The following is a 5173-nucleotide window of genomic DNA, read 5'->3' on the forward strand; positions in this document are numbered from 1 at the left end:
CCGTCGAGCACGCCCCGGCCGAGAAGCGCGGCCGGTACGCCGCCCTGGTCCAGGTCGGCTCGCCGGTGGCGACCCTGCTGGCGTCCACGGCGTTCACCCTCGTGCTGCTCTTCCCGTCCGACTTCTTTGACGCCTGGGGCTGGCGCATTCCCTTCCTGCTGGCCTTCCCGATGCTCCTGATCGCCCTGTGGATCCGGCTCAAGGTGGAGGAGTCGCCGATCTTCAAGGATCTGCTGGCCCAGGAAGAGACCTCCAAGGTCCCGGCCTTCGACGTCTTCCGCAACGCCGGCGGCCGCCTGGTGGTTGCCGTGCTCGCCGCCCTGCTGGGCGTGGGCGGCTTCTACATGATCACCACCTTCGTGGTCAGCTACGGCGTCAACACCCTAGGGGTGGACCGCAACGTGATGGTCAACGCCACCCTGATCGCCGCCGTCGCCCAGATCATCGTCACCATCCTGATGGGCCGGCTCGCGGAAAAGATCGGCCCGGGCAAGGTCACCATGTGGGGCGGCATCCTCACCGCCGTCCTGGCCTTCCCGTTGTTCGCCATGATCGACACCAAGTCCCCGCTGCTGATCACCCTGGCCATCACCTTCGGCATCATGCTGATCGCCGTGGCGTACGCGGTCAACGGCGCGCTGCTGACCGAACTGTTCCCGGCGAAACTGCGTTACTCCGGCGTGGCCCTGGGCTACAACATCGCCGGCGCGACCAGCGGCTTCATGCCCATGATCGCCACCGCCATGCTCGGCGTCTCCGGCAACCAGTCCTGGGGCGCGGCCATGATCCTTGCCATCATCGCGCTGCTCACGGCCCTCGGCGGGTTCCTCGGCGAGCGGCTGCGGGTCAAGGACAAGCAGATCGTAGCCGACAGCTAAGTCCCCACGCCCGCCCCACCCCGGGGCGGGCTCCGGCCTCCGGTGGACACCGCCGCCGGAAGCCAGCGTCTCACCACCTCGCGGGGGAGCCGTCCAGCCGGGCGGCTCCCCCGCGCCATATCAAGGAGCATTCGGATGATCAATGACGAACAGTCCCAACGTATTCTCGATGCCGTCGACGCCGCGTTCGACGCGCAGCTGGCCTTCACCCAGGAGCTGGTGAAGCACCCGTCGCTGCGGACCGCGGAAGGCAGCGCGCAGGACCTGCTGCACACGGCGATGGCCGCCCGCGGCCTGGAAATGGACCGCTGGCAGCTGGATCCCGACGAGCTCGCCACGCATCCGGGCTTCGGCCCCGTCACCGTCTCCTACGACGACGTCGACAATGTTGTCGGCACGTACCGGCCTGCCGCCGAAACCGGCCGCTCGCTTATCCTGAACGGACACGTCGACGTGGTGCCGGAAGGGCCGGAAGAGGCATGGTCGCGCTCCCCCTGGGATGCTCCCATCATCGACGGCTGGATGTACGGCCGCGGTGCCGGCGACATGAAGGCCGGGCTGGCCGCCAACCTCTTCGCGTTCGACGCCGTCAAGGCGGCCGGCCTCGAACCCGCCGGCCGAATCCACTTCCAGTCCGTCGTCGAAGAGGAATGCACGGGCAACGGTTCCCTGTCCGCGCTTATGCGCGGCTACCGGGCGGACGCGGTCATCATTCCCGAGCCCGAAGAGGACATGCTGGTCCGGGCCAACGTCGGGGTGCTCTGGTTCAAGGTGCGTGTCACCGGTAACCCGACCCATCCGCGCGAGATGGGCACCGGCTTCAACGCCATCGACGCCGCCTACACCGCCATCACCGCCCTGCGCGAAGTCGAGGAGAAGTGGAACGCGGAGCGGGGCCGGCACCGCTACTTCGAGGACCTGGAACACCCCATTAACTTCAACTTCGGGCAGATCATCGGCGGCGACTGGCCCTCCAGCGTGCCCGCCTGGTGTGAATTCGATGTGCGGGCGGCCATTTACCCCGGGATCCCGGCCGAGCAGGCCTGGCACGAACTGCAGGAATGCCTCGCCCGGCTGGGGGCCGGCCCCGAGCCGATCAAGGCCGTCGCCACCAAAACCGGATTCTTCTCCGAAGGCTACGTGCTGGAGCCCGGCAGTGAAGCCGAGTCCCTGCTGGAGAGCACGCACGAGCAGGTCTTCGGTCAGGAGCTTGGCACTTTCACCACTCCCGGCTACCTGGACGGGCGTGTCTTCGCGCTCTATGCCGACACGCCCGCGCTTGTTTACGGCCCGGTCTCCGAAGCGATCCATGGCTTCGACGAGCGGGTATCCATCGAATCGGTCCGTCGAATCACCAAGAGCATCGCTCTGTTCATCGCCAACTGGTGCGGCGTGGAAGAGCGGGCCTGACACAGTCGCCGGCACCCGCGCTTCCTGCCGGTGCCGGCGACCGCCTAGCGGCCCCGCTTCTGGAGGGACTCCATCCGTTGCCGGTTTTCCCACCACTTCAACGTGTGGTTGATCAGCGACCCGAGCACCAAGGACGCTGCGATGGCGAGCAGCACCGCGAACTCGGTGGACAGCTGCGGCCACACGCCCGACGCGGTGCCGATGCCCACCGAGTAGGCGGACCACAGCACACCGGCCAGGGCGGAGTGCGCCAGGAACCGGCGGCCGGGCTGTGGAATCATAGCGGCGGCCACATTGAGCGTCACCCGCCCCATGGGAACAAACCGGGACGTCAGCACCAGCGGCAGCCCCTTGCGGCCCAGCCCGGTGCGGGCCTTGCGGAAGCCTGACTGCCAGTGTCGCCCGGAGAACACCTTCCGCTCGGCGAGGTTGAAGCGGCGCACCAGAAAGAACGTGCCGGCGTCACCCGCTACCGCGCCGGCCAGCATGGCGGCCGCCAGTACGTAAGGGTCGAGGTGGTCCGAGTGCACCGAGAGCGACCCCAGCGCGACGAACAGCGTGGTGCTCGGCACCGGAGGAACCAGCGCGGAAACGGTCACGAAGAGCGCACCGGCAGGGTAGATCCACCAGTAATCCAGGCTGCGCAGCAGTTCGCCGAGTTCGTCCATCCCCCCATCCTCCCCGATGCACGGCGGTGCAGGTGCAACGCTGCATCTGGCGGCACGCTGCAAGCGCCCGTCTAAACTGAGGCCATGAGCAACCTGGAGGCGGCACCGAGGGAAGTTGTCTGTTCACTGGAAGCAGACTCCGCCGACGCGGAGGTCCTGGCGCCGCGTGACGTCCCGCTGGGCGGCATCCGGGCCATGAACGTCCGCCGCACCCTGCCGCAGAAACGGCGCAGCCTGATCGGTTCCTGGTGCTTCCTGGTGCTTCCTGGATCATTACGGGCCCGACCTGGTGTCCGGTACCGGCGGCATGCAGGTTCCCCGCCACCCGCACACCGGCCTGGCCACGGTCAGCTGGCTGTTCTCCGGCAAGATCGCGCACCGGGATTCGGCCGGGTTTGAAGCCATCGTGCGCCCGGGGGAAGTGAACCTCATGATCGCCGGCCGGGGCATCTCCCACCAGGAATTTTCGACGCCGGACACCACCGTCCTGCACGGCGCGCAGCTCTGGTTCGCCCTTCCGGACTCGACCCGCAACATGCCGCCGACGTTCGAACATTACGCACCGGAACCCGTCGTCGGCGACGGGACGGAGTTGCGCGTCTTCTTCGGTTCGCTGGCCGGCTCCACGTCTCCCGTCAACACCTACACCCCTCCGCTGCTCGGTGCCGAGGCCACGCTGCGTGCGGGGTCCCGGCTGGAACTCGCCTTGGACGCCGGGTTCGAACACGGAGTCCTGCTGGATACCGGCGACCTCCGGCTGGACGGAAACGACGTCCCGGTGGACCACTTGGTTTACCTCGCCCCCGGGCGAAAGCGCCTCGTCCTCGAGGCCGGGGACGCCCCGGCCCGGCTGCTGCTCATCGGCGGCCAGCCGCTGGGCGAGCAGATCATCATGTGGTGGAACTTCGTGGGCCGGAGCCATGAGGAGATCGTGGCGTACCGCGCCGCCTGGCAGGCCGAGATCGACGTCGACCCCGCGCCGGAACCCGAAAACGGCACCTATCCGGACGGCGCCCCGTATCCCCGGTTCGGCCCCTTCCCCGACGGGACGCCCGCACCGCTGCCCGCACCGACGCTGCCGACCGTCCAGCTGCGACCCCGCGGCTGAGCACTGCCGGACCGCCCCATCATCAGGAGGACCCATGGAAGCCGACGTCCCCATCGCCGTCCGCAGCAATGCCGGACGGCGCCGCTACGAACTGGTGGACGGCGGCAAGGTGATCGGCAAGGCCCACTGGTTGCCGTTCGAGGGGCCGTCGGGCCCCGAGCGTGTCTTCTTCCACACCACCGTTGACGAGGAGTATGCCGGGCAGGGACTGGCCGGACGTCTGGCCCGCTACTCGCTGGATGACACGGCCGCTGCCGGGGTGTCCGTGGTGACCGTATGCCCCTACTTTAAGGCCTACGTCGAAAAGCACCCGGAGTACCTGGCCCAGACCACCCCGGTGCGGCCCGAACACGTGCAAGCGGTCGAACGCGTCGCGGGCTAGGGAGACCGCCGGAACCCTTTGCCGTCGCCAACAGTTCTTAACGGGGAGAGATGACCCCGTGCACCGGCTTCCACCGGGCAGGCAAGGAGCGGAACCGTGGGAATGTTCGACAAGCTGGTCCAAAAGGGCAAGCAAAAGGCCATCCAGTACGCCAAGGAGCAATTGGCCCAACGCACCGGACAGCAGCGCCCGCCGCGGCCCCAGGACTCCGGCCGGGGACCCGGCTACGGCCAGGAGGCAGGCTACGGGCGCGGCCAAAACCGCCAATACGGCCAGGACCCTAACTACGACGGCGGTTACAACCGCGGCTACGGTCAGGACCGTGGTTACGACCGCGGTTACGGGCAGGACCGTGGTTATGGGCAGGACCGCGGCTACGACGGCGGGTACAACCGTGGCGGGGGCGACGGCGGTCAAAGGTATCCGTCCCGGCCGCAGCCTCGCGACGGCAGGCCCGGGCAACCCGCCGGCCGGGACGCCGACCAGGCGGCCATCGCGAAATACAAGTACATGCTGCAGACTGCACCGCCCCAGGACATGGAGCGGGCCCACGCCGAAGCCTTCAACCGGTTGACCCCGCAGCAGCGCGCGATGCTCCGGGACGAGCTCAACAGCCAGCTCCCCGCCGCGGAGCGGGCCGCCTCCGACCGGCCCGAGACGCTAGCCAGGACCGCTACCCGCGCCGAACTGGCGCAGCCGGGCTTCATGGAACGGATCCTCGGCCGGA

General features: G+C 68.3%; 4 protein-coding genes and 2 pseudogenes. 5 read left to right on the forward strand and 1 reads right to left on the reverse strand.

Translation table 11 applies throughout. From position 1 onward, the window contains the following. Together AC5RUJ_RS10595 and AC5RUJ_RS10600 are read left to right on the forward strand one after the other, a co-directional pair. Positions 1-878, forward strand: an 878-nt coding sequence (locus AC5RUJ_RS10595; RefSeq protein WP_494155845.1) for an MFS transporter, incomplete at its 5' end; no start/stop codon positions are given. Positions 879-1013: 135 nt separating this feature from the next. After that, positions 1014-2288 (forward strand): ArgE/DapE family deacylase, encoded by a 1275-nt coding sequence (locus tag AC5RUJ_RS10600; protein ID WP_494128604.1) that lies wholly within the window; start codon positions 1014-1016, stop codon positions 2286-2288. Between the two features lie 44 nt (positions 2289-2332). Here the strand turns inward: AC5RUJ_RS10600 and AC5RUJ_RS10605 are convergent, their stop codons facing one another. Beyond that, positions 2333-2956: a DedA family protein gene (locus AC5RUJ_RS10605; RefSeq protein ID WP_494002202.1), complete on the reverse strand. Its 624-nt coding sequence runs from the start codon at positions 2954-2956 to the stop codon at positions 2333-2335. An 84-nt stretch (positions 2957-3040) separates the two neighbouring features. Between AC5RUJ_RS10605 and AC5RUJ_RS10610 the strand changes: the two are divergent. The 3 genes and pseudogenes from AC5RUJ_RS10610 to AC5RUJ_RS10620 form a co-directional block, all read left to right on the forward strand. Then, positions 3041-4064, forward strand: a pseudogene (locus tag AC5RUJ_RS10610) (pirin family protein). 34 nt (positions 4065-4098) lie between these two features. Further along, on the forward strand, positions 4099-4446 hold the full coding sequence (locus tag AC5RUJ_RS10615; protein WP_494128605.1) for a GNAT family N-acetyltransferase: 348 nt from the start codon (positions 4099-4101) through the stop codon (positions 4444-4446). Between the two features lie 102 nt (positions 4447-4548). Next, a pseudogene (locus tag AC5RUJ_RS10620) lies at positions 4549-5173 on the forward strand (hypothetical protein); the annotation flags it as partial.

This window comes from Arthrobacter sp. Y3223164, from assembly GCF_059091005.1.

Coding starts and splice junctions, on each gene's coding strand:
- AC5RUJ_RS10600 (WP_494128604.1), top strand. CDS start 1,014: ATGATCAATGACGAACAGTCCCAACGTATTCTCGATGCCGTCGACGCC.
- AC5RUJ_RS10605 (WP_494002202.1), bottom strand. CDS start 2,956: ATGGACGAACTCGGCGAACTGCTGCGCAGCCTGGATTACTGGTGGATC.
- AC5RUJ_RS10615 (WP_494128605.1), top strand. CDS start 4,099: ATGGAAGCCGACGTCCCCATCGCCGTCCGCAGCAATGCCGGACGGCGC.